The organism is Paenibacillus sp. 2003 (assembly GCF_031455635.1).
Classification (GTDB): domain Bacteria; phylum Bacillota; class Bacilli; order Paenibacillales; family Paenibacillaceae; genus Paenibacillus; species Paenibacillus amylolyticus_B.
This window is the reverse complement of record NZ_JAVDTB010000008.1, coordinates 126,008-149,734: the sequence shown is the minus strand read 5'-3', so window position 1 is coordinate 149,734 and position 23,727 is coordinate 126,008. Positions and strand designations below refer to the sequence as shown.

Here is a 23,727-nt window from a genome sequence, read left to right as displayed (position 1 = left end):
CCAGTGAATAGGGAGAACGGGATATGAACTTGCGAATGAAGCTGGCCTTGGCATTTCTGCTGCTGATCATTGTACCGATGTGTGCGCTGGGCATTGGCATGTTTCTGGTCACATCACATACGATTGAGAAAAAATACAATCAACAGGCCGAATATGCGCTTCAGGCTATTAGTTACAATATCGAGAATGTATTTCAGCAGATTAACAATGTGACCGACAACGGGATAGCCACATCGGTTTTCCAAATGGCATTGAACGCCAAAGATCCGACCAAGCAGGATCTGGGGACTGGTAATCAGTTATCCCTGAATGCCAGCCAGCGCAATTTCCGTTCCCTTCTATATAACTATCCATTCATCAGTTATGCCTTTTTATATGATTTGCGTTCTTCCGAGAACAACCAGATTGTCTCCATTTTCACCAAAGAGAACTTTCAAGCCCTTTCTTTTCAGCAATTCAAAGTGCATCCTTTATTCAACGAAATTCAGCAACTTAATGGTGTGCCTAAATGGCTCGCACCTCTGGAATATCCCGAATTAACCGGGGTAGAGCCTGTCTTCACCCAAATCAGATTGGTCAAAGAACTCAGTTATTTTCAAAATATCGGCGTGCTTGTTGTTCAGATCAAAAAAGGAGAGATCGACCGGATCTTCCGTCACCTGCAAATCAGCGATTCGGCACAGGATACGTCATTCCTGTTAATTAACGAAGAAGGGCTGATCGTTTATGATCCTGCAGGGCGTTATAACGGTGAGAATATGCAAAACCTTGGTGCTGAATCCGGCAGGTACGGTCCCGGCTTTAGCAGTGTCAGAACGGTCTTTGACGGCAAGGAGAGCATCATTTCGCAATATCATCTGAAGAACTATAATTGGAGTCTCGTCAGTGTGACTTCATGGGAAGCCTTATCTGCGGAAACCAATGCCTTTGCAGGTTGGTCTGTCATCATTATTCTATTATGCCTGCTCGCAGCAATGATCTTTAATCTTTTTTTCATGAATCGCATCACGGGTAACATTGCTGTACTTGTACGGTTTATGCGTCGTGTGGATGATGGTGATTTTAATGCGAGGGTTGAGGGAAAAGGATTCGATGAAATGCAGCTGCTTGCGCAAGGGTTCAATGAACTATTGGATCGTATCGGGGGATTATTCCGTCGTGTTCGTGCAGAGCAAGAGCAGAAAGCCCAAGCGGAACTGCGTGTACTACAGGCCCAGATCAAACCCCATTTTTTGTTCAACACATTGGAATCCATTAATGGATTAGCGCTGCGTGGGGAGGGCCGTAAAGTAAGCGAGATGGTGACCAGACTTGGCAATATGCTTCGTATCAGCATTCAGGATCAGGAGGAGATTCCGCTGGGTGAGGAAATAAGACATTTGCAAAGTTATCTGGAGATTCAACAGTACAGGTTCAGTGATTTGTTCACCTATGAGATTGACATTCCACCCCATCTATACAGCTCAATCCTGCTTAAGCTTACCCTCCAGCCTCTGGTGGAAAATAGTATTCAACATGGGTTTGAGGGGATCACCTATCCAGGTGTACTGCGGATAAGCGCATATGCAGAACGGGGTCATCTGGTGTTATGTGTTGAGGATAATGGGATCGGTATTCCCCAGGAAATGCTCGCACGATTTGAGTATATGGCAGAAGATCCGCCGGAAGATATGCTCACGGAAGGGGCGGAATCATTATCGTCTATAACTGAACGCAGGGGATTGGGATTACGAAGTGTGGCAGATCGAATTCGTATTCAATACGGGGCCGGGTATGGCATATTTATATGTTCAGCACCGGGGTACGGCACAGTTATTCGATGCATCATTCCATTATATGAGCAGGAGGAAGCCGGATGAATCTGACTGCAATGCTGGTTGACGATGAGCTGCCGATTTTGGAGAATCTGAACTACATTTTACCCTGGAAGGAGATGGGGATTGAAATCACAGGTACAGCGAGAAGTGGGGTAGAAGCGCTGGGGAAAGTAACAGAAAGTCATCCAGACATTCTCTTGTGCGATATTCGGATGCCGTCTATGGATGGATTGGAACTTATTCGTTTGCTGCGAGAGCAGGGTGAAACGTGTGAAATTATTTTGCTGACCGGCTATCAGCAGTTTGAATATGCTCGAACCGCTATCAAGTATAATGTACATGAATACATATGTAAGCCAATTGATTATTTGAATCTGGAACATAAACTGCGTGAGCTTGCCGGGCAGATCCAGAAGAGACGCCTGGAAAACGAATCGCAACGTTATCGCAGCCAAGAGATGGAAAGCTGGATCAGACACAAACAGTTGATTGACCTGTTGCGAGGAGAAGCACCATTGAAGGTGGCCTATCCTGCCTCTGTTCCTGAATTCATAACAACTACTGCACCTTATACGTTGCTGCTGGTGGATGCGGTCGGTTATTTTCGCCATTCTATCGGCTGGTCCGAGCTTCAGCATCTAGGATGGCATGAGACCGTAAGTTCCAGACTTAGGGAAGTGGCAGAGAGAATTAAGGGGGACTGCCAGATTCTTTCGACCCGCAAAGGTGAGTGGTGCATCCTGCTGGAGGCATCGGGGGAGTGGAAACGTCGCTCAGAGGAACTGGCCCATCAACTGTGTCTCGAATTAAATATGATATTGTCCTTGGATTCAAGTGTGAAGTTCAGGGTTGTTCAGGATGCTGTGCCCGTGAACCTGGAAAGTCAAATTCTGGAGCGATACCGGTATTGTCAAAAAATACTGATGTCCCATTCAGAGAGTGAAGACAAGGTGCTGAAGGCGTGTTGTCCCGAAACCGCCTTATCGTATGATCATACGGCCTCCAAAGGGGCTAACTCATGGATTACAAGAGAAGATCTGGAGCTTGTTACTCGGTGGATTCGTCAAGGCAACAAGCAGGGGTTACGTGATGTATTGGATCGGCTTAAACAGCAAATGGGAAATTCAGGACAATCCTCCAGCAAGATAGATGAAACCAATCTTCGGTTTATGCTTGTACACATGCTTCGGGAACTGCGTGAAGTACAGGCCCTCGCTGAAGAGCACGAAGCGAATTTTTGGAATGCACTGCAAGGAGCCGTATCCATGAGGGAACTCCTTGAACTTGCAGAGGCTGTTACCCATGTCTGTCAGGGCAAACAAACGCAGCCACGTCCTTCTGTATCGGAACTGATCCTGTCTGCATGTGAGTATATGGATGCACGGCTGCAACAGGACTTGGGAATAGATGAAGTCTCCGATTGGCTCGGAATCAGCCCGGGATACTTCTGCCAGTTATTTAAAACTCAAATGGGTGTGACTTTTGTGGAATACATGACGCAGAAACGGATGGAAAGTGCCGCTTTATTGTTGAGTACAACCGAATGGAGCATTACAGCGATTGGGGAAGCCACAGGGTTCAAGGAGCGCCGTTACTTCTCCAAGGTGTTTCATAAACACTTCCACATGAAACCCTCCGAGTACAGGCAGAGTAAACGATTGGGCGTAGTGGCAAGGGAAACGGGAGGAGAGGTCAAATGAAACTCTTAAATGATCTGACATTGGAGCAAAAGGTAGGACAATTGTTGATGTGTGGATTTCACGGTCAGCAAGCAGATGAACAGATTACTCGCTTAATCCGTGACTATCATGTCGGGGGTGTCATTTATTTCCGGCGCAATGTCGAAAGTGTAGATCAATTGACACGGCTGTCCGCCGAACTGCAAGATATGGCTGCTGAAGCGGGGGCCCTACCACTCATGATTTCGGTGGACCAGGAAGGTGGCATGGTTGCACGGATTGACAAAGAGGGAATGACCCAAGTGCCGGGTAATATGGCGCTTGGTGCGACAGGCAATGCGGAATATACCCTGGAGTGTGCCCAAATTCTGGGTCGTGAGTTAAAAAGCATCGGTATTGATATGAACCTTGCGCCAGTGGTCGACGTGAATAACAACCCGCTTAACCCGGTCATTGGTGTGCGTTCGTATGGTGAACATGCTGAAAGTGTGGCTGCTCATGGCGTAGCAGCCATCACCGGATATCAATCACAGGGCATAGCTGCTACTGCCAAACATTTTCCGGGACATGGAGATACCGCCGTAGATTCTCATCTTGGTATGGTTACGGTACCTCATGATCGAAACAGGCTGGAACAGATGGAGTTGTTACCGTTCCGTAAGGCGATTGAGGCCGGAGTTGATGCTATTATGACAGCTCATGTGATGTTCCCTTCGATTGAGCCCGAGCCCATTCCGGCAACGTTGTCGCATAAGGTGTTAACGGGTCTATTACGTGAGGAAATGGGTTTTGAAGGCATTATTATTACAGACTGTCTTGAAATGCATGCGATATCCAAGCCATATGGGGTAGCTGAAGCTGCGATTCGTGCTGTGGAGGCAGGAGCAGATCTGATCCTGGTGAGTCATACCTTGCACGATCAGGTTGCTGCGCTGGAAGCCATTGTGGAAGCAGTTCGAACGGGCCGGATCTCGGAAGAAGTTATTCATCAGGCGGTTGAACGTATTATGACATGGAAAAGAAAGCGCTGCGGCCAGCAGAATGATCATCTGGTTTCGCCGAAAGCGAGTGAAACGGTCGAAGCAACCGATGTTGAACCTGTTGATTGCACTGAATCTACTAAACCCACAGAGCCCAACGAATCGACGTTGTTCAAGATTGCTTCAAACAGTATTACCATCGTTCATAATGATGGGCTGCTGCCGTTGGACCCAGAGAAGGACGTGTATGTCATCTGGCCTGAGGTTGTGCAACGGACAGAGGTGGATGAACCTTGGTCTCATACAGAATCGCTGGGTATTGCTCTATCGCAGCTACGAGGCAGAGTTCGTGAGCACAAAATTACTACTCAGCCCACTTATGATGAAGCAGATCGGATATTGGCGGATGTGTCGGATAGTGAACAAGTTATCGTATGTACGTACACATCGGCAGGTCATCTTCCGAAAGGGCAGCAGTATTTGGTTGAAAAGCTTAGTGAAAACCATTCGCTGATTGTAATTGCTTTGCGTAATCCATATGACCTGCTGGAGATTTCGAGGCCGGGAAGTTATGTATGTACGTATGAGAATACACCTGCAGTTGTTCGGGCCCTGTCCCATGTGTTAACCGGTGGACTGCAGCCAACAGGAAGTCTGCCTGTCCGTTTGCGCTAGACCTATTCAATCCTTAAATCTCTCTGTGATATGGTGCTGATTAACCATCTCCTGGAGAGATTTTTTTGTTGGAATTTTCTATTGGTTAATTTTGGGATATGAATGCTAAAAAGATAATTGATAGATAACTATTTTCATAGTATTTTCCTTCTATTAAAAGTTTACAATTCTCCTCTTAACTTTTTAGCAACTTTTCCCGGTTCCAAGCGTCTAATAATATGACTTTTTGAGGGGGATATTTATAAAATGGGAGCAGAAGGAGCCAAAGACAAAGAATGAATTTGAAGAAGAAATTGTCCATACTTACCGCTTTTGCTGTGTTTCAGGCGTTTGCAGTGATTCCTGCCAATGCACAATCAGCAGATCAGAGCGATACTACATCAGTGAATACAGCCGAAGTTAAATCCGTGGAGGTTGTGAAGAAAGAACAAACCATCGCGGAATCCGAAGTGAAATCCGGAACAAACACTCCAACATCAAATAATGAAACAACTGAAGAAGTGAACCCTGAGACAGATGTTCCTACAGGAACAGACGCGACTCCTATTGAGCCAGTAATTGAACCTACGGACGAAGAAGGTACAGCTGAGGAAACACCAGCACCTGCACCAGTAGAAGTGGAGCAACCATCTACAGGGAGTTCATCTGTTGCTGGAGGCCGGGGTGGAGACCTCACTCTTTATATGAACAGTAATAAAATGATGCAAGATGGCAAAACGTATCTTGCTGGACAGCCGATGGCTGTTAAAAATGGTGTATCCTATGTAGCGATCCGTGCTCTCGTTGATCGGGTTGGCTATGATGTCAAATATGATAACACAACCAAAGAAACGATCATTATTAGTGGTGAAGATGAGCTGCGTTTCAAAACAAACAGCAAGATCTATACCGTTAATGGTGTGTCTAGAACGATGAAGGGCGCGGCTTATCAACAAAAAAATACGTTCATGGTGCCGTTGACTTCAATTACCCAGGCTCTGGACATTACGTATAAAGTAAATCAATCTGCTAAAACGGTTGTATTGAATCTGAGTACCAAACCGGTGGCGAGCTTCACGGTACAAAAAGAGGTTTTTGCCGGAGACCAGGTAACCTACACAACTAAATCCAGCTCTCCCAAGGGACTCAGCATTGTAGATGAGCGTTGGACAGGCCGTCAGGATTCATTCGACCAACCAGGTGTATACACAGTAACCTATGCGGTTCAGGATTCAAGTGGTCAATGGAGCGATCCGTATTCGGTTACGATTAAGGTTGAAAGACCAAATCTGCCACCTGTCGCAATGTTTACGACAGATAAAGAAGAATACAAAATGGGTGAGAAAATCACTTATATTGATCAAAGTACAGATGATGAAAATGCGATTGTAAAAACCGAATGGGATAACAATGCACTTGCATTCTTTGTTCCAGGACCGAAGACCGTAACGATTACAGTTACCGATAAACATGGTGCTAGCGATAGCTATACCAAGATGATCAATATTACGGGAGAAACACTTTATAGTTTGACTGACTTCAATCAATTGTTCACACCAGTCGGTGAGAAGTTCACTTTTGACGGTGGTGGAGTGCCGGCATTGGAGAAAGTACCTTTCACTTATTATGATGAACCAAGTCTGCTGATCCGCAGTAACAGCCCGGAAACCGTGAATACAGAAGGCATTGTGTACAAGGAATCTTCCTTCGGACAGACACGCTTCATGATTCACCATGTGAACAACACGGGCAAAAATGTGAAAATGTATGTTGTAGCGACAAACAACAATGCATACACGGCGTCCATTGACCAGCAAAACATGGGCTTTGCAGGACCGTCTCCTTTTGCAACGGTAGCTGGAAAGTTGTCCATTGATCGTTGGTTCCAATCCATGCAGAATGGTACTGGACAAAAGAAAGTATACATCCAGCCAGGAGAAAGCAAGCTGATTCTCAATGATCTGAGCGTTCTTCCGATGAAACAGGGACAAGTCATTTCCTTGTATTCGGATGTATTCAGTGACTATGAACTGGATTACAACATTATCATGATTGAAGAAAACAAGGACCCGATGGAAGTGTTGTCGAGCCTGCCGGTTCTGGATCGTGATGGTGTTCACAACCGCGGAACGTACCCGAATGCAACACGGATCATTACGTACGATCAAGAATTAGGATCGAAGCCTGCACGTCTTCCACTTGGAGACAATGCAAGTGATCCAAACCTTGTAGGAACGGACCCTATGGCTTTCACTGAAGCGTCCAACGCAGGTAACTTCGGTGTATTGTACAAAATTACATTGAATAATGTTGCTCCGCGCACGTTGATTTCATTCAACCCTCGTGGAGGCAGATATTCAGGTGTGGCACTCGTGAATGGACAGGTCGTTCAGATTTCCACAGGTAAATCTGTAACTGCACCTAATGAGCAAAGCGTAATGTATCGCACAGGTTCGTACGGCGAGAGTGTAACTATTCTCTTCTCGGCGGCACCAGGAAGTAACTTGCCTGTTAACCTGCTGTTCACGCCGCTTCCGGCTGAAAAGTAATATCATGAACATGCACGGACGGTTTGGAGTGAAAGCTTATATCATATATACCCGTTCACCCCAAAAGTCGCCCGAACGATTGATCATCTGAACCGTCAGGAAGGGACTCCATCAAAATGTAATGTCATTAGCTCAAGCTAGACTAATGGCAATGCATGTGTATGGAGTCCTTTTTATGTGATGTTGAAATGACCTAACCCGGTGTCTTCGTTGACTCTAATCGTAATTTGATGCATTATTAGAGGTATACAAGAAAGCAAAAGTTTTCGCTTTTGCCGAATAAACTGTCGCTCTATGAATGATGCAAAATGCTCGTATGACAGGAGGTGCTTTAGATCATGCTGTCGACAGAACAGATTATTTCGACCATGTCCTCACAGGGGCTTCGCATTACCGATCAGCGGAAAACACTGGCCCGGTTATTTGCTGAGTCTCCCGGGTATCTTACACCCAAGGACGTCTATGAATATATGGGTAAGACTTACAGCGGACTGAGTTTTGACACAGTATATCGGAATTTGCGGGTGATGCAGGAACTTGGTGTACTGGAACAGGTCATCTTCGAAGATGGCGTTAAATTCAAAGCGCACTGTAGTGAAGATCATCATCACCATCATATGATCTGTCTGAAGTGTCAGAAGACATATCCTATAATTTTTTGCCCGATGCAGCTTGCGGATGCGCCTGAGCAATTTCAGGTTGTAGACCACAAGTTCGAGGTATTTGGATATTGTAAGGACTGTGCAGAGCATGCTCCGGCCAAAGCGGCATCGGGACATCAACACGCTCATGGGAAGCACTGACCATGAAGTTATCGCGCAGAATTGCTCAGGCACCCATTCGGGTGTACCGCAACTATATCTCTCCATTAACACCGCCAACATGTCGGTTCTATCCGAGCTGTTCGGCTTACGCGATGGAGGCGATAGAAGTGCACGGTGCGCTCAAAGGCTCGTTGTTAACAGCGAAACGTATTGCCAAATGTCACCCGTTTCATCCTGGTGGAGTGGATCTGGTGCCACCAAAGGCGGAAAAGTCTACTCTGGTATCAGAGTAACGTTATAGCCGGAAGCATTCGGATGAACTAGAAGCAGGCCAGGATTGACTTGAGGATGCTGTCCACTTGACAAAGGGGTCCGCGTTTCAGTATATTTTTCCTATATATGCACGTTCAAAAAGTCTGGTTTTCAGTACCGAGAAGATGGATTGAAGTAGAAATGGAGTAGCGGAGCGTAGGAAACTACGTGAGCAACGGACATTTCGACTGAATTTCAACTTCGATGCTGATGATGCCGGTAGGCATGATTTGTAATCAAAAGTGGACTTTTTGAACAACCTCTATATGATTTTCCAGTGAAGGGATAAGTACAGACACACCCCCAGTGCAGAGAGCCGGATGAGCTGAGAACCGGTCTGGGAGGAGGATGGAACATGGTCCCGGAGGAACCTCTTTCGAGCGTGCAGACAGTGATTTCAGAGCTGCTGTCGTAAGGCTGAGGCGTGATCCAGCGTTAATGGGCGGTCGAAGGACCGACAGAGCCTGTGTTTTGCGAAAAACATGGGGAATTTGGGTGGTAACACGTGAGAGCAACTCTCGTCCCATAGGGACGGGAGTTTTTTGTGTTCTTTTTTAGTTGTTTTGGACGAAGGGATCACATGAAGCAGGAACATTTGAAGGAGGAGAAGTCATTCATGGCTGAGCAAAAAACATTTTATTTGACAACCCCGATTTATTATCCGAGTGACAAATTGCATATTGGGCACGCGTACACAACTGTGGCGGGAGATGCGATGGTTCGTTACAAGCGTCTGCGTGGTTATGATGCTCATTATCTGACAGGAACCGATGAACATGGCCAGAAGATTGAGCGCAAGGCACAGGAGAAAGGACAGACTCCGCAAGCTTTTATCGATGATATCGTTGTGGGGATCAAGGAACTGTGGAACAAGCTGGACATTTCCAATGACGACTTTATCCGTACAACCGAAGAACGTCACAAAACCGTCGTTCAGGATATCTTTGACCGTTTGCTGAAACAGGGAGATATCTACAAAGGTGAGTATGAAGGCTGGTACAGCATTCCGGATGAGACGTATTACACGGAGACTCAACTGGTGGATGTAGAGAAGAATGAGAAGGGTGAGATTATCTCGGCCAAGAGCCCGGATAGCGGCCACCCCGTTGAATTGGTCAAAGAAGAATCCTACTTCTTTCGTATGAGCAAATATGCAGATCGTTTGTTGAAATATTATGAAGAGAACCCGGGCTTTATTCAGCCGGAATCCCGTAAGAACGAGATGATCAACAACTTCATCAAGCCAGGTCTTGAAGATTTGGCTGTATCACGGACTACATTTGAATGGGGCGTCAAAGTTAAAGGCGATCCAAAACACGTCGTCTACGTATGGATTGATGCGTTGTCCAACTATATTACAGCACTGGGCTACGGTTCATCTGATGCATCCCTGTATAACAAGTTCTGGCCTGCGGATGTACATCTGGTAGGTAAAGAAATTGTTCGTTTCCATACGATTTACTGGCCAATTATGTTGATGGCGCTGGATCTGCCTTTGCCGAAGAAAGTGTTTGCACATGGCTGGTTGTTGATGAAGGATGGCAAGATGTCCAAATCCAAAGGCAATGTTGTTGATCCAGTTACCCTGATTGACCGTTACGGTCTCGATGCACTGCGTTATTACCTGCTGCGTGAAGTACCGTTTGGTTCGGATGGTACGTTTACACCAGAGAGCTTTGTAGAGCGTGTCAACTCCGACCTCGCAAACGATCTGGGTAATCTGTTGAACCGTACAGTTGCCATGGTAGACAAATATTTTGAAGGCAAAGCCCCTGCGTTTGCTTCGAATGTAACGGAATTTGATGCTTCTCTGGAAGAAGCAGGCCATGCTACGGTGGAAAAAGTGGAACAGGCGATGGAAAACCTGCAGTTTTCCGTAGCACTGACAGCGATCAGCCAGTTTGTCAGCCGCACCAATAAATATATTGATGAGACGCAGCCATGGGCGCTGGCTCGTGAAGAGGCAAAACGCGATGAATTGGCATCCGTTATGGCTCACCTGATCGAAAGCTTGCGAATTGCTTCGATTCTGTTGCAACCGTTCCTGACACGTGCTCCTCATAAAATTTGGGCACAGCTCGGCATTCAGGAAGGTGAACTTACGGCTTGGGATACAGCTAAGCAATGGGGTCTGGTTCCAGCTGGAAACGCATTGCAAAAAGGGGATCCAATCTTCCCTCGTTTGGATTCCGAACAGGAAATTGCTTATATCTCCGAAGCAATGACTGGTGGCCAAAAAGCAGCAGAGCCTGAAGCAAGTCAAGCAGATGCTGGAGCTTCAGCAGCTGTTGAACCGGTAACAGCACCTGAAGGTACAGAAGAGATCGGTATTGAAGATTTTGCCAAAGTTGAACTGCGTGTAGCGCAAGTCATTGCCTGCGAACCAGTCAAAAAAGCGGATAAGTTGCTGAAATTGCAGCTGGATCTGGGTTATGAGCAGCGCCAGGTCGTATCTGGAATTGCGAAGTTCTATTCCCCAGAAGAGATGGTTGGACGCAAAGTCATCTGTGTGACCAACCTCAAACCGGTGAAACTTCGTGGTGAACTGTCCCAGGGTATGATCCTTGCAGCATCACATGGCGACCAGCTCACACTGGCTACAGTACCAGACAACATGCCTAATGGCGCACAAGTGAAATAAGAAATCAAATACTGTCGTAACTATGACTCAAGGTGGCCCGAAGTAACTCGGGTCCCTTTTTTTATTGATAGAATTCGTATCTGACGGGAAGAGAACAAGCATATACTGTTATGAACTCCGTACTTCAGGAAAGAATGAATAGGACGGGATAGCTTGACAAGTAGGTTCAGGTTACCTATAATTCTTTCAGTAATGTTTACGATTAAGAGATGCGGAGTGAATCATAATGACATTTTATAAAGTGCACCATCAAGTTCTGGATAACCAGACAGAGAAGACGAGCAAAAGAGGCAATATGAAGTTACTGTGGACGGGTTTCCTTATTCTCAGTTTACTCGTATTGTCAGCGTGTGGGCAGGATAGTTCCAATAGCGCGAAGATTGTGGAAGGCAAGGTAAACGTTGTGACAACATTTTACCCTGTATATGCTTTTACGACCGCAATCGGTGGTGAGGATGCCAATGTCATTAACCTGCTGCCAACGGGAGTAGAGCCACATGACTGGACTCCGAAGAGTCAGGATATCGTTAATACGTCTAAGGCACAGCTGTTTTTCTATAATGGAGCTGGACTGGAAGGATGGGTGCCGAATTTCCTGAAGTCGCTGAATAGTGATACTCAGGTGAAGTCTGTTGCCGTCAGCGAAGGGGTTAAGCTGTTAACCGCTGAGGGTGATGATGGGCACGGTCACGGCGAAGAGCACGAAGACGAGCATGCAGATGAACATACAGATGAGGCTACCAGTGAAGATGTCGCTGATCATCATATTGATCCACATACGTGGGTTAGTCCGAAATCGGCCATGATCATGGCTGAAAACATCAAAAATAGTCTGGTCGAAACAGATCCTGATCACAAAGCAGGTTACGAACAACGTTATAAAGAGCTTCGTACGAAGCTTGAGACGCTGGATCAGCGTTTTACAGATGAATTGGCTACCGTACCAAACAATGAAATTGTTGTCTCGCACCAAGCGTTTGGCTACCTTGCACGTGATTATGGATTAACCCAGCATGCCATTATGGGACTTTCCCCGGATGCTGAACCGACAGGACAGGATATTGTGAAACTTGCGAAACTGGTTAAAGATGAGGGCATTAAATACATTTTCTTCGAAGAGCTGGTTTCTGACAAATTGGCGAAAACATTGGCAAGTGAAGCAGGAGTAGAAACCATGGTCCTTAATCCGGTTGAGGGATTGACCAAGGAGCAGGCAACAAACGGGGATGATTATTTCACCCTCATGGAGAAAAATTTGCAAAATCTGCTGATCGCATTAAAATAAGATAGAATGAAGAATTCAGATCGAAGAGTCTTTACCGTTCACGGTGAAGGCTCTTAGGACGCTATGGGATTCTTATATATAATGAAGGGCGGCTTTGCCATGCAGCAAATCATGCCACTATGTCATGATCCAATTATAGAGATCGAGAAACTATCATTTTCCTACGGGGACCAGCGAGTAATTGAGAATCTCGATTTTATGGCCCAGGAACGGGACTTTGTCGGGATTATCGGTTCCAATGGGGCGGGTAAAACGACATTGCTGCGTATGCTGGTAGGACTTCTTCCTCCTGCGCAGGGAGATATCAAACTATTCGGACAGTCGATTCGCAGGTTCAAGGACTGGGACCGAATCGGGTATGTGCCTCAAAAGAATGCATTTAACCCGTTGTTTCCTGCGACCGTTCGTGAAGTGGTCATGTCAGGCTTGTATAATAACAAAAACATGTTCCGTCGTATGTCTCGCAAATGTCAGCAACAGTGCACAGATGCGATGCAGGTTATGCGGATTGAAGATCTGGCGAACAAACGAATTGGTCAATTGTCCGGTGGACAGCAGCAGCGTGTATTTTTGGCACGAGCGCTTATCAATCACCCGGATCTGTTGATTCTGGATGAACCCACAGTAGGTATTGATGCTGAATCACAGGCCAGTTTCTTTGAACTGATTACCCATATGCATGAACATCACCGCATGACTTTTCTGATGGTGTCTCATGATATGGATCGGATGGAGAGTTATCTGGGTTCTGAAGCTGCCGTAACGAATGGCAAAATTAATTTTCATGTCCGTCATTCGCATGAGGTACAGGATTGTGCAGAGACCAATCTGCAACATACTACTGCACAGGTACGCTAGCCGTATGTATGGCCCATTAGATTAGAGTAAGTAAGGCCGAAGGAGTCGTGTTTGTTTTGGAAATATTAATGAGTGATTTTTTTCAGCGTGCGCTGGCGGGTGGGTTGTTAATCGGCATTACCGCTCCGTTAATCGGACTGTTCCTGGTCTTACGGCGGTTATCCATGATCGGAGACACCTTGTCTCATGTGACCATTGCCGGAGTTGCACTTGGATTCCTGATTGAAGTGTATCCGATTGCGGTGGGCTTGATATTTGCCGTGCTTGCTTCATTTGCGATAGAGAAATTGCGCAAAGCGTACAAGAGTTACGCCGAATTATCGATTGCCATTATCATGTCCGGAGGCGTGGCTCTTGCTTCCTTGTTCTTCACGCTGGGCAAAGGATATAATGCAGATGTCATGAGTTATTTGTTCGGCAGTATATATACATTAGACGCTACGGATCTGAAGCTGGTAGGTGTGGTTACACTGATCGTGGTGATTGTAGTGGCATTGTTACATAAAGAATTTTTCCTGCTCAGCTTTGAGGAAGATGCGGCAGCGGTTACAGGGCTGCCTGTGAGAATTCTGAACATGTTAATCACTGTGATGACAGCACTTGTCATTAGCACGGCGATCAAGATTGTCGGTGCGCTTCTGGTGTCAGCGCTATTGACCATTCCGGTAGCGGTCAGCCTGTTGATGGCTCGAAGTTTCAAATCCGCCATTATTTTGTCCGTGGTGATTGGCGAAATTGCCGTAGTCCTTGGACTGGTCGTAGCAGGTGTCTGGAACCTTGCACCTGGAGCAACGATTGTATTATTGCTGATCATGATGCTGATTCTGACGATGATTGGAAAAAAAGGGTTCCGAGCCTGACGACTGAACGAGCAAGCACGTGAGCCCGGGGAAGGGAGACATCCGCTTCATGCCTGATGTTAATGTATGGATGGCTTTTGTAGCAGGTTTGGTCTCATTTATATCACCATGTTGTCTTCCGCTGTATCCATCATACCTCTCCTACATTACAGGTATGACGGTGCAACAATTGAAGGATGACCGCAATCAGCGCGAAGTCCGTTTTAAGACGATGACGCATACGCTGGCGTTTATTTTGGGCTTCTCGGCTGTATTTTATTCGCTTGGCCTTGGTGCTGGACTGTTTGGCCAATTTTTCAATGATAACCGGGAACTGATTCGGCAATTGTCTGCGATTTTGATTATGCTTATGGGCTTATTTTTGCTTGGTGTGTTCAAGCCGCAGTTTCTGATGAAGGAACGCAAGCTGGATATGAAATGGAAACCTGCAGGCTATCTGGGCTCTTTTATATTTGGTATTGGTTTCTCAGCAGGCTGGTCGCCTTGTATTGGTCCCATTCTAACAGCGATCATTGCTATGGCTGCAAGTGAGCCCACAACCTGGTTGGCGCTGATTACAGGTTATACGGCAGGGTTTGCAATCCCGTTCTTTATTTTGGCCTTTTTCATCGGTTCGACACGCTGGATCTTACGGTATTCCAATGTCATGATGAAAGTCGGAGGAGCATTGATGTTGTTCCTTGGGGTATTGCTTTTTACAGATCAGATGACGAAGATTACCATCTGGTTGCAGCAGATTACACCAGACTGGATGATTATTTAAACGGATGAACTGAATTCAAGTATTATTATGTATGGCATAGCAGGCTACATGTTACCAGAGACACTCTGGGTCATGTAACCTGCTTTTTAATCGTTAGTTAGGAATACTAATATCAGCGTATGATGTCGGGCTGTTTCCGTTTAGGTGAAGTAATCAATATTGGCTAGTGGAAAATGTTCAAAGATCCGTTCCGTAATGAATTCGCGCAGCGCATCTTGCTGGTCATCCTTATACACATACTTGTACTGACCCCAGCGGCCCCATTTCATCTTGCGTTTCTCGATATCCATCTCCAGCTTGGTTTTGGGATAACGTTTCTCAATGGTTGCTTTGGCCGTTTTGGTAAAACGGTGCTGGATCATCTCAAAGGTAAGATCCCTGGTTGCTTCCTCTGGAAGTGTATCTGCGAGCTTCTGCAACAGCTCCGAGTATCCTTCTTCCCAGCCTTCATACCACATAATCGGAGCGATAATGAATCCCAGGGGATAACCGGCGTGTGCAATTTTGCCAGCAGCTTCAATGCGTTCCTCAAATCTGGAGGTAGCCGGTTCAAAGTTTTTGATGACATAATCCGAATTGACACTAAACCGGATACGGGTGTGACCGTTATGTTTAAGGTTCAGCAACGGATCAACGTGATGATATTTGGTTACAAATCGCAAGCGCCCATATTCTTCTTCCGCCATAAAACGGATCAAGTCACTTAAATTCTCTGTGATATGCTCGAGTCCTACGGGATCAGACGTACAGGCGGCTTCAAATCGCGTGATTTCAGGCGCCCGTTCTTCGATGTATCCTTTTGCAGCCTGAATGATCTCCTCAGTATTAACATAGACACGAACATAAGGTTTCGCACCAAGTGTAGTTTGAAGATAACAATAATGGCAGTGCCCCATACAGCCTGTAGAGATGGGAATGGCATATTCCGCTGAAGGTTTCGACTGGTCAAACTTGAGTGTTTTGCGCACACCAACGACCAGAGTACGCTTTGCCATCCGGTACTTTTCTTGTTCGGTTTCACCGGGCAAGTTTGTGATTCGGTTATGGGATGTGGTCATCTGATAAGGTATGTTTTTGGATGTCACCCATTCCATAATCCGTTTGCCTTTGTCATATTCCAACGCACCGGGTTCAAAATACACCAAATCGGGAATAAAGGGTTTAGTACCTTTTGCTTTACGAACTGGCGGTGAGGCTACACTTGTACTCACGAAATCACTCCTTTCGTTGCGGAACTTTGCTTAGTTTGCTTCGTTTGGGGAGAAGTCACGCCTGCCAATTACTTGTGTAACAGCGCGCTCCGAACTGTGCAGGACTTGCCAATGCGTATTGATAACATGTATCATTATAAGATAGGGACCAGGCACGAATAGGGGCCGGTCAGAGAGAAAAGAGGGAAGCAGATGCCAACGCCCAGTATGGAAGATTATTTGGAGCGTATATACAAATTAATTGATGAAAAGGGCTATGCTCGTGTGTCTGATATAGCTGAAGGACTGGAAGTACATCCTTCATCGGTGACGAAGATGATCCAAAAGCTGGACAAAGACGAGTACCTGATCTATGAGAAGTACCGCGGACTGGTGCTTACGCCAAAAGGCAAAAAGATGGGCAAACGTTTGATGGAGCGACATCATCTGCTTGAACAATTTTTGACAACGATTGGTGTTCAGGAAGAAAATATCTACAATGATGTTGAAGGCATTGAACATCATCTGAGCTGGGACTCCATTACATGCATTGAGTCCTTGGTTGAATACTTCCGTCAGGATGAGAGCCGGTTGCGTGACCTCAAAAATCTTCAGGACGTCATGAGTAATACGGAGTCTTAAGTTTCAGGAGTGGAATACACATGGTGATATACAATGAATTGTATCCTGTGATCAAAGGATGCTTCTTGCCGTTTCAATGGCAGGAAGCATTTTTTTGTGTGCAATCACACCATAATTTGGTGATTATCGCAACTAAACGAACGGTAGGAGCGTCTATTAAACTAGTAGAATTTACCGCAAATTTATAATGGTTTTGGAGGACTGCACTAATGAACGTTCGTAAAGGATTGATGCTGCTGCTCATTTTTGTACTTGGATTACAGACAGCAGGCATGACGGCACAAGCGGCCGGGCAGAAGGAAATCGCTATTTTTCTAGACGGCAACCGTTTGGAATCGGATGTATCACCCTACATCTTGCCCAAAGTAAATGTAACTATGGTACCTCTGCGTGTTATTAGCGAAGGACTGGGTGCGTCTGTTCTATGGTCTCAAGCTACTCGTACCGTGACCATTCAGAAATCTGATTCGGTCATCTCTATGACGAGCGGGCGCCAGCAGGCAACCGTGGATAACGCTGTAGTTGGTCTGGATGCATCGGTCGAATTGAAACAAGGTCGGGTCATGGTACCCATTCGATTTGTCAGTGAGAACCTGGGCATTCGAGTGAACTGGAATCAGGCAGCCCAGACCATCGATCTGTACACAGGAGACGAATCAGTCCCAACTCCTGAACCAACCCCGGTAACCCCAGCGGAGCCTGGAGGCACGGGCACTGTACCAGCTTCTGAAGAGATGCGGGGAGCCTGGATTTCCACTGTGAATGGAGACTGGCCTTCATCCGGTGCCAAGGGAAATGTAGAGAAGCAAAAACAGGAGTATACGAAACAGCTAGATACGTTGCAAGGTATGGGCATTAATGCTGTATTTGTCCAAGTGAGAGCCAATGGGGATGCCATCTATCCTTCAGGTTTGGTACCTTGGAACAGCGTATTGACAGGAACACAAGGTAAAGACCCAGGTTATGATCCTCTCGCGTTTATGGTCGAGGAAGCACATAAACGAGGTCTGGAGTTCCACGCCTGGTTTAATCCGTTTAGAGCAACGAACTCAGCAAGTACATCAAACTTGGCTGCAAACCACATCTCGAAGCTTCATCCCGACTGGATTGTGAATGCATCCGGCAAAATGTACATTAACCCGGGTATCCCGGAAGCCAGACAGCATATTATCGATACGATCATGGAAGTGGTCAATCAGTATGATGTTGATGGTGTACATCTGGATGATTATTTCTATCCATCCAATGTGACTTTTAATGATGATGCAGCCTTCAAAACCTATAACACATTGAATACCAAAGACCGTGCTGAATGGCGTCGTGACAATATTAATCAGTTCGTCAAGCAGCTCGGACAGAGCATTCACAGGGTGAAAGGTAACGTTGAATATGGAATTAGTCCATTTGGTGTATGGCGTAATAAATCCGTTGATCTGACTGGCTCTGATACCAAAGCGGGAGTAACCGCGTATGACAGCATGAATGCAGATGTGCGGACATGGATTAACCAGGAGTGGATCGACTATGTCGCTCCGCAGGTGTATTGGAGTATGACACTGAGTGTAGCCCGATACGACAAAGTTGTGGACTGGTGGGCGAATGAAGTGGCTAATACAAATGTAAAATTGTATATCGGTCACTCTCCTTATAAGTTAGGTACGCCGGAAATTGGCTGGCAGACTTCACAGGAGATCATCGATCAGCTGAACTACAACAAGAAGTATGGTTCGGTCAAAGGGGATATTTTCTTTAGTTCACAACACCTGACGAAGAATCCTCTCGGCGTAATTGCCAAATTAAAAGCGTACTATGGTCTCTAGAACATTTTAACGATACAGTTATAAGACAAACCCTTGTTCTCATAGAGTGGCAGTAGAAACGTGGCTGCCTGGAGAACGGGGGTTTTGTTGTGTTAATTAACGCGGTGTTTGAAGGTGGAGGCGTCAAAGGAATCTCGCTTGCGGGTGCTGTGCAGGGTGCTCAAGATTGTGGCATTCAGTTCAATCGGGTGGCTGGCACATCATCCGGCTCCATTGTAGCTGCTCTGCTAGCGGCGGGTTACCGGGCCGAAGAGATGAAAGTCATTATCGAGAATACACCCTTTGTTTCATTGCTGCGTCGTTCCCCCATATTTAATACCCGATGGATTGGCCCCGCAGCGAGGCTGTTCTTGAAGAAAGGTTTGTATTCGGGGGAGGCATTGGAATCATGGATTCGCAAGATGCTGGAGCAAAAAGGGATTCGCACATTCGCTGACTTGCCACTAGGCAAGTTGCTTATTACCGCATCCGATATATCCAATGGGACCATTCTGGTGTTGCCAGACGATATTCGGCGGTTCGGCATTGACCCTGCGAAGCTGGATGTTGCAAAGGCGGTACGTATGAGTTGCAGTATCCCGTATTTTTTCGATCCGGTAGTCATACGCAAGTCGCCGGTATTCTCCAAAGGGCTTCCTTTTCAAGATCAGTTCGTTTATGTCGTGGATGGTGGATTGCTTAGCAATTTCCCGTTGTGGCTCTTCGATGGTGATCGCTCGGAACGAGGAGGAGACGTTATTCCGGTTGTCGGATTCAAAATGGTAGGGAAGACGGAAGTAGAACCTGCCCGGATTAAAGGACCGCTAAGCATGCTTCAGGCCCTTGTAGAGACGATGCTCACAGCACATGATGAACGCTATATCGAACAGATTAACCGGTTTCGGACAGTGAAGATACCAACGCTAGGCATTAAACCGACGCAATTTCATCTATCGTTACAGGACAGCACAGCCTTATATCGATCAGGCGCTACCGCAGGGAACGAATTTTTCAACGGATGGAATATGAAAATGTATGGTGAACAGCTGGACAAACAAAGAAAAGAATTGCGCAAGAAACAAGCAGAAGTTCCACCTCTGATTCCTGTATAAACGTGAAAAAAGCAATTCTCCGCATGTTGGGAGAACTGCTTTTTTGTATGTTCAGTCGATATTAGTGAAATTTCGGTATATCTTCATCGCTTTTACCTTTTTGTCCCTGAATCACTTGGAAAGGATAATCCTTACGCTTCTTTGAAGAGCCGCTGCTCTTTCTGGCACTGGACTGTGCATTGACTTTCGCCATGGTTCGTGCCGACGGCTTAATCTTTGGTGATTTGGTTTTGCTTGCCCAGCGACGAGGCGGATATTTGTACAGCAGGAATACGGCTCCGAACACGACCAGAGGAATAATGATCCTGGATGGACTAGCATTCCCCAGCCAAGTCAAGACTCCAACAGCAGCTAGTGCGATGAACGTCCAAAATAAGATTGCCTGCTTGTTCATATCATTCACCCTTTCACAGGATCGAGTGTTGCAACAGGTACTTCTGACGTAGCAGAGACATTGGCAAGCTTGGCATCCAACTCACGCATACGGTTAAACGAAGCAATGGATACTTCTACCTGTTCGTTGGTCGGTTCTTTTGTTGTCAGCAATTGCAGCCACAATCCCGGGTATCCGAGATAACGCAGTACAGGAATATCACGTACCGAATTCGTGAGCTTTAACAGTTCAAAAGAAATGCCTAGCACAACTGGCAATAACAACAGACGCTGACCCATCCGTTCCCAGAGGTTATCGTACGTGAAGAGAGAGTATAGAAACACTCCAATAATGACAGTCAACATAATGAAGCTGCTTCCGCAGCGGTAGTGCAGTCGGCTGTACTTTTGCACGTTCTCCGGTGTCAGTTCTTCACCAGCTTCATGTGCGCTGATCACTTTGTGTTCCGCTCCATGATACTGGAAGAGACGTTTAATCATCGGCGTCTGTGAGATTAACCACAGATAAGCGAGTAACAGGATCAGCTTAATGCCGCCTTCCAGTAAATTATGCAAAAACTGATTGTCGAATGCATTTTTGAATAGAAAATTCTCGATAACAACAGGAAGCAATGTGAGCACAACTTTACCAAAAAGGAATGAAAGAATGGCGACGGCGGTCACACCAATAATCATGCTAAGGCTCCAGCCCGAACCTTCTTTCTCTTTTTGCTTGGCTTTCTCTTCCGGTTCCAGTTCATCATCAGCATAGGCGTCAGCAGAATAATTGAGATGTCTGCTACCTTTGACACTTGAATCTATAATGCTGACAATTCCGCGTAATAAAGGAATCCGCCGCAATTTCGTGACCCAGGACTTGTCTTGCTTGGGAACTTCCAGATACGTAATTTCGCCGTCTTTTCTACGAACAGCTGTAACGTTGACATGTTTCCCACCGAACATTACGCCTTCAATGACAGCTTGCCCCCCATAGCTGACAGGCTTGGATTGTTGAGGCAAATTATTCACCTTCCTATTCTGTTCTAGGCCTTCGCGATCAAAGGCAGTTTAATAACCCTATTGTATCGAATTTTAAGACCAATTTCTAGTTTGTGAGTCAAACCTTGAAGGATGTTGTTAAGATTGTCCTGTTTTGAACATACTACCTCGTAGAATCGGAGCGGAAATTCGAGGCATAATGCGGGATTATCAACTGAATGAAGGAGAATATCGATGACAGAACGTAAGCATGAAAATACATCACAAGATGAAGGTCAACGTCCCAATGAGCGGCAGCCAAAAGACAAGGGCAGGCGCCCTACCCAGAGGCAAGGTCAAGCACACTACTACACCAAGCCATTTTCCTTTGCGTTAGAGCTTGGCTTCTTTGCCGGTTTTATCTGGGGCGGGCTGCATTGGCTATTCTATCTGTTGCATTTTACGATTGTACCTGTCGGATTTCTGGCCGAGCCTTTTTTCAAACATGAATATATATATACCGCAGCAGGACACTTGACAGGCTGGCTGTTTTTTATCGTCTTTTCCATCTTGGCATCCTTGCTTTACACGTTCACGATTAGAAAACTGAAAGGGCCGTTACCCGGCATGGTGTATGGAATCGTCTGGTGGCTGATTCTCTTCATACTGGTCGGACCAAAACTGGGGATGATGAAACCTTTGAACGGTTTAACATGGGATTCGATCATCACGGAACTCTGTTTCTTTTTGTTATGGGGGCTGTTCATTGGTTACACGGTAGCCATGGAGTACACGGACGAACGCAAACGCGAGCCGGAGCAAGCGGGGGCATAGCGCAAAAAAGCTTCTCAATCCGGCAATGGCTGTGTTAAAATAGCAGATGGTTATTTGCAGAGAGGGTGGAGCAGCGATGAAACGAATTATTGTGATCAATGGTCCGAACCTGAACATGCTTGGTGTACGTGAACCGGGCATCTATGGAACGCTTAGTCTGAAGGATATTGAAGACAAAATTCGCAGACAGGCTGATGAACTTGGCGTCTCCATCGCTTTTTATCAATCGAACCATGAAGGGGACATCATTGACCGCATTCATGCAGCGTTGGGTGAGGCAGACGGAATAATACTGAATGCCGGAGCATTTACCCATTATAGCTATGCTATACGTGATGCAATCAATGCTGTAAAAGTCCCTACGGTGGAAGTACATCTATCCAACATTCATGCACGCGAAGCGTTCAGACATCATTCAGTGATTGCAGCGGAAACAATCGGGCAGATTGCCGGATTTGGCGAAGTAAGCTATGAACTGGGATTGCTGGCTCTTGTGCGTCATCTGGACAAACAAACCTGAGCCGGGAACCCGGGAATGTGAGAGAAAGAAGGGTTACCGATGGAAAACAAACGAGTAAATAAGTTGCGTGAAGCCATGCGTGAGCATGAACTCACTGCAATGCTGATTACAAACCCGATTAACCGTCGTTATATGACGGGTTTTACAGGCTCGGCAGGATATGTGCTGATTACGGAACAGGATGCATATCTGCTGACTGATTTCCGTTACATGTCACAAGCGCCTCAGCAAGCCAAAGGATTTACCGTTGTGGAGCATGGAGCTAAGCCGATGGATACGGTGCGCGAATTGCTGACATCCGCGAATATCAAAGAAGTGGGCTTCGAGCAGGATAGTGTCACATTTGGCACGCATTCCGCTTATGCTGAAGCACTTCAATCTATTGAACTGAAAGCTGTATCCGGGATCGTGGAACAACTTCGTATGTTCAAGGATGAAGATGAGATCGCGGTCATGCAGAGAGCAGCAGATCTGGCGGATGCCACGTTCAGCCACGTTTTGCAGTTTGCAAAACCAGGAATGACGGAGCGTGAAGTGGATCTGGAGATGGAGTTTTTCATGCGCAAACATGGAGCAACGTCCTCTTCGTTTGACACCATTGTAGCTTCGGGTGAACGTTCTGCTATGCCTCACGGTGTAGCGAGCAGCAAGGTCATCGGACAGAATGAGTTAATTACATTTGACTTTGGTGCACTTTTGGACGGATACTGTTCAGATCTGACACGTACCATTGCAACAGGTACACCTGTACCTGAACTGCGCAAAATTTATGACATTGTACTGGAAGCTCAGTTACATACGCTGGAGAACCTGAAACCGGGTATGACCGGACGGGAAGCAGATGCATTGGCTCGTGATATCATTGCAGGTCACGGATATGGAGATCAATTCGGACACAGCACAGGCCACGGTCTGGGTATGGAAGTTCACGAAGCTCCTCGCTTGTCCAAGCTTAGCGACGATGTATTGAAACCGGGTATGGTTGTTACCGTTGAACCGGGTATATATATTGATGGGCTTGGCGGCGTGCGTATCGAGGATGACGTAGTGATTACCGAGACGGGTATTCATATTCTCACGAAGTCGGACAAGAAGTTCACCGTAATCGGCTAAATTAC

The 23,727-nt window shown here is 46.2% G+C and carries 20 protein-coding genes; 17 read left to right on the top strand and 3 right to left on the bottom strand.

Going from position 1 to position 23,727, the window contains the following annotated elements; all coding sequences use genetic code 11:
• Positions 1 to 23 precede the first annotated feature (23 nt).
• The 11 genes from J2X75_RS24950 to J2X75_RS24900 all read left to right on the top strand — a co-directional run bounded on the left by J2X75_RS24950 (position 24) and on the right by J2X75_RS24900 (position 15,162).
• Positions 24 to 1,859, top strand: a complete 1,836-nt coding sequence (locus tag J2X75_RS24950) for a cache domain-containing sensor histidine kinase (protein ID WP_310341243.1) — start codon at positions 24 to 26, stop codon at positions 1,857 to 1,859.
• Positions 1,856 to 3,517 carry a response regulator transcription factor gene (locus J2X75_RS24945; protein ID WP_310341241.1) on the top strand — a complete coding sequence of 554 codons (1,662 nt, stop codon included), beginning with the start codon at positions 1,856 to 1,858 and terminating at the stop codon, positions 3,515 to 3,517. Before J2X75_RS24950 ends, J2X75_RS24945 begins: the two co-directional genes overlap by 4 nt.
• Positions 3,514 to 5,151, top strand: coding sequence for a beta-N-acetylhexosaminidase (gene nagZ / locus J2X75_RS24940; protein ID WP_310341236.1), 1,638 nt, complete (start codon positions 3,514 to 3,516; stop codon positions 5,149 to 5,151). The genes J2X75_RS24945 and nagZ overlap by 4 nt, the downstream gene beginning before the upstream one ends.
• 275 nt (positions 5,152 to 5,426) lie before the next feature.
• Positions 5,427 to 7,679, top strand: a complete 2,253-nt coding sequence (locus tag J2X75_RS24935) for a stalk domain-containing protein (RefSeq protein WP_310341233.1) — start codon at positions 5,427 to 5,429, stop codon at positions 7,677 to 7,679.
• Positions 7,680 to 8,017: 338 nt separating this feature from the next.
• Complete coding sequence (locus J2X75_RS24930; RefSeq protein ID WP_074095707.1) at positions 8,018 to 8,482, top strand: Fur family transcriptional regulator; 465 nt, start codon at positions 8,018 to 8,020, stop codon at positions 8,480 to 8,482.
• A gap of 2 nt (positions 8,483 to 8,484) precedes the next feature.
• Positions 8,485 to 8,736: a membrane protein insertion efficiency factor YidD gene (gene yidD, locus J2X75_RS24925; protein WP_091018158.1), complete on the top strand. Its 252-nt coding sequence runs from the start codon at positions 8,485 to 8,487 to the stop codon at positions 8,734 to 8,736.
• 599 nt (positions 8,737 to 9,335) lie between these two features.
• Positions 9,336 to 11,396 (top strand): methionine--tRNA ligase, encoded by a 2,061-nt coding sequence (gene metG / locus J2X75_RS24920; protein ID WP_310341228.1) that lies wholly within the window; start codon positions 9,336 to 9,338, stop codon positions 11,394 to 11,396.
• 226 nt (positions 11,397 to 11,622) lie between these two features.
• A complete protein-coding gene (locus tag J2X75_RS24915) occupies positions 11,623 to 12,681 on the top strand; it encodes a metal ABC transporter substrate-binding protein (protein ID WP_397384244.1) in 1,059 nt (352 codons plus the stop codon).
• Between the two features lie 99 nt (positions 12,682 to 12,780).
• Complete coding sequence (locus J2X75_RS24910; protein ID WP_091018152.1) at positions 12,781 to 13,539, top strand: metal ABC transporter ATP-binding protein; 759 nt, start codon at positions 12,781 to 12,783, stop codon at positions 13,537 to 13,539.
• A gap of 56 nt (positions 13,540 to 13,595) precedes the next feature.
• A complete protein-coding gene (locus tag J2X75_RS24905) occupies positions 13,596 to 14,399 on the top strand; it encodes a metal ABC transporter permease (RefSeq protein ID WP_278294255.1) in 804 nt (267 codons plus the stop codon).
• Between the two features lie 49 nt (positions 14,400 to 14,448).
• A complete protein-coding gene (locus J2X75_RS24900; RefSeq protein WP_036614418.1) occupies positions 14,449 to 15,162 on the top strand; it encodes a cytochrome c biogenesis CcdA family protein in 714 nt (237 codons plus the stop codon).
• A 140-nt stretch (positions 15,163 to 15,302) separates the two neighbouring features.
• Here J2X75_RS24900 and splB read toward each other — a convergent pair whose 3' ends face one another.
• Complete coding sequence (gene splB, locus J2X75_RS24895; RefSeq protein WP_124116153.1) at positions 15,303 to 16,373, bottom strand: spore photoproduct lyase; 1,071 nt, start codon at positions 16,371 to 16,373, stop codon at positions 15,303 to 15,305.
• Between the two features lie 192 nt (positions 16,374 to 16,565).
• Here splB and mntR point away from each other — a divergent pair, with 192 nt between their 5' ends.
• The 3 genes from mntR to J2X75_RS24880 all read left to right on the top strand — a co-directional run bounded on the left by mntR (position 16,566) and on the right by J2X75_RS24880 (position 19,905).
• Entirely contained in the window at positions 16,566 to 16,994 is a 429-nt protein-coding gene (gene mntR, locus J2X75_RS24890; RefSeq protein WP_062835284.1) for a transcriptional regulator MntR, read from the top strand.
• Positions 16,995 to 17,203: 209 nt separating this feature from the next.
• Positions 17,204 to 18,814, top strand: a complete 1,611-nt coding sequence (locus tag J2X75_RS24885; protein WP_310341219.1) for a family 10 glycosylhydrolase — start codon at positions 17,204 to 17,206, stop codon at positions 18,812 to 18,814.
• A gap of 89 nt (positions 18,815 to 18,903) precedes the next feature.
• Positions 18,904 to 19,905, top strand: a complete 1,002-nt coding sequence (locus J2X75_RS24880; protein ID WP_310341217.1) for a patatin-like phospholipase family protein — start codon at positions 18,904 to 18,906, stop codon at positions 19,903 to 19,905.
• A 61-nt stretch (positions 19,906 to 19,966) separates the two neighbouring features.
• On the opposite strand, the gene J2X75_RS24875 is transcribed toward J2X75_RS24880, so the two are convergent.
• Both J2X75_RS24875 and J2X75_RS24870 read right to left on the bottom strand, forming a co-directional pair.
• Complete coding sequence (locus J2X75_RS24875) at positions 19,967 to 20,299, bottom strand: hypothetical protein (RefSeq protein WP_036614407.1); 333 nt, start codon at positions 20,297 to 20,299, stop codon at positions 19,967 to 19,969.
• 5 nt (positions 20,300 to 20,304) lie between these two features.
• Positions 20,305 to 21,297, bottom strand: coding sequence for a DUF1385 domain-containing protein (locus J2X75_RS24870; RefSeq protein ID WP_062835280.1), 993 nt, complete (start codon positions 21,295 to 21,297; stop codon positions 20,305 to 20,307).
• Positions 21,298 to 21,510: 213 nt separating this feature from the next.
• On the opposite strand from J2X75_RS24870, the gene J2X75_RS24865 reads away from it, so the two are divergent.
• The 3 genes from J2X75_RS24865 to J2X75_RS24855 all read left to right on the top strand — a co-directional run bounded on the left by J2X75_RS24865 (position 21,511) and on the right by J2X75_RS24855 (position 23,722).
• Positions 21,511 to 22,089: a YqhR family membrane protein gene (locus J2X75_RS24865; protein WP_150364556.1), complete on the top strand. Its 579-nt coding sequence runs from the start codon at positions 21,511 to 21,513 to the stop codon at positions 22,087 to 22,089.
• Positions 22,090 to 22,165: 76 nt separating this feature from the next.
• Positions 22,166 to 22,609 (top strand): type II 3-dehydroquinate dehydratase, encoded by a 444-nt coding sequence (gene aroQ, locus J2X75_RS24860; RefSeq protein WP_310341211.1) that lies wholly within the window; start codon positions 22,166 to 22,168, stop codon positions 22,607 to 22,609.
• A gap of 39 nt (positions 22,610 to 22,648) precedes the next feature.
• Entirely contained in the window at positions 22,649 to 23,722 is a 1,074-nt protein-coding gene (locus J2X75_RS24855; RefSeq protein WP_036674988.1) for a M24 family metallopeptidase, read from the top strand.
• The last annotated feature ends 5 nt before the right edge of the window (positions 23,723 to 23,727 follow it).